The sequence below is a fragment of the Mesobacillus sp. genome (assembly GCF_049588175.1).
Classification (GTDB): domain Bacteria; phylum Bacillota; class Bacilli; order Bacillales; family Cytobacillaceae; genus Mesobacillus.
Genome location: NZ_JBAVFI010000224.1, coordinates 1 through 2,010, shown reverse-complemented (window position 1 = coordinate 2,010; position 2,010 = coordinate 1). Strand labels below are relative to the sequence as shown.

At 36.9% G+C, this 2,010-nt stretch carries 2 protein-coding genes; one reads left to right on the top strand and one right to left on the bottom strand.

Annotation, left to right across the window (positions count from 1 at the left end):
* Positions 1-602: 602 nt before the first annotated feature.
* Positions 603-1,430, bottom strand: a complete 828-nt coding sequence (locus tag WB217_RS05625) for an SDR family oxidoreductase (protein ID WP_423991456.1) — start codon at positions 1,428-1,430, stop codon at positions 603-605.
* A gap of 146 nt (positions 1,431-1,576) precedes the next feature.
* On the opposite strand from WB217_RS05625, the gene WB217_RS05620 reads away from it, so the two are divergent.
* Positions 1,577-1,882 (top strand): hypothetical protein, encoded by a 306-nt coding sequence (locus WB217_RS05620; protein ID WP_423991454.1) that lies wholly within the window; start codon positions 1,577-1,579, stop codon positions 1,880-1,882.
* Positions 1,883-2,010: the final 128 nt, after the last annotated feature.

The window sequence follows — 2,010 nt, the reverse complement described above, 5'->3', positions numbered from 1 at the left end:
AAAAATACTAAGAAAAGATACCCCGAAAAGTTTGATAACTGATTACAACTTCACCATCAAACCAACAATTGGTGCAAAAACAGCCTATAAAAAAAAGAAGGGCATCTGCCACTTCTTTTAAAACATAAAGGTTGTTTAACTGCTTACTCCTTTTATCGTGGTAAGCTCTGATTTCCTTTTTTTCATTTTTGATGTTGATATAAAATACAATTTCATTTTTACCTTCCATATTTGTGACCAGTTCATTTTTAATGATAATAATCAGCAGGAAAATGATCAGTAATACTAACAGTGAGCTTATCGCGATGTACGATGCATACTTCAGCCACCAGAAATTTTGGCCAGTAAGTCCTGCTAGTTCGTTCGATATTGATTTTTTATAATGGGTATTATAAATCGTTTCTTTATGCGGCCCACCAAGGAAAAGGCTGAACATTGCCAAACCCATCATGATTTGCAGTGTTTGGAGGACCTGCTGGACAAACAATAATTTTTATATGTAATATCTCCTTTCAGAATTCTCAACGTTCTCCACATTGGTAAAAAAATCCTTTTAATTGATAAAAAAACTCCCTTCAGATGAAAGGAGTCTATCTGTGGTATCAATACAGTTTTTTCATGACAATTTTCTCAATAACTTTCCATGGCAGAAGATTTTTCATGATAATAGTTTTGGCTACACCTTTGCCAATTGGGAACCTAAATTCTACTCCGCTTGTATCACCAGCAATTTTTGCAACCAGCTTTGCAACTTCACGAGGATCTCCATATTCTGCTTCGCCACTCTTAACCTCTTTCAAGATCGCAGCCATAGATGATTCATATGGTGATTGATCCTGCAATTGAACATTTTCAATGCTCGACCAGATATTTGTCTTATAAGATCCCGGCTCAACAAGGAAGACATCGATACCAAAAGGTTTAAGCTCAAGCCTTAAGCTTTCGCTGAATCCTTCTAAGGCATGCTTTGATGATACATATGCAGACAGTCCAGGAAAACCAAACTTGCCGCTGATACTGCTCATGTTTATGATTTTGCCTGACCCCTGAGCACGCATGGCAGGGAGGACAGCCTGAGTGAGGGCAACCGCTCCAAAGAAATTTGTTTCGAATTGTTGACGGTAAGCTTCCAATGTGAGCTCCTCACAAAACCCTCCTTGAGCGAAGCCGGCATTATTCACGAGTACATCCACTGAATCGAATCGCTCTATATATTCGCAAAATCCCTCGACAGAAGCAGTTGAAGTTACATCAAGCGTAAACAATTGGACATGCTTCTTGACATTTTCGTCCGCTGCAAGTTGCAACAGACTGTCCGCTTTACTTTGATCCCGCATCGTAGCAATAACATTAAATCCAGATTTGGCTAATTCAATGGCAATCAATTTACCAAAGCCGCTTGATGAACCAGTTACAATTGCATTTTCCATTTTATGCTCCTCGATACTTTAGCCTTTTACTTTTATTTTACCTTTTAAAAAATGTTTGCACCATTTATTCTTCCATGTATTTTTACTTACTAAAAGGAGAGACTGTTCTGTTGTGGATTTTTCTAAAAAACTTCAGGAGTAATGATATGAAAAAAGATGAAGCATTGAATCTCTTATGTTTAATCGAGGCTGTTTACCCATTGATCATCATTAAAAGCGAAACAGTCACAAGATGGCTAACTCTTTGTGAGCTGCTGGATTACAACGGAGTAATGGCTAAATTGCATGGACATATTCAAAAAATGCCCTATCCTCCTAGGCTTTATGACATAGCCATATTTAATAATGCGGAAGGTGGATGTCATGATTTGATGCACACATGGACAGAAGAGAGTGAGTTTGAGGCGCAGATTGTACCATGGCAGAAAGAATATTTCATAAGAAATCAATAAGTGATGAATACTTAAAAATAAATAGCAAATAATATTACCTGGTACTAAGTAAAAAAAACGCTATAAATAAAGGTTTTTAAGGAATTTTTATTCGAAACATGACATTTATCATGTGTCACATATGACAC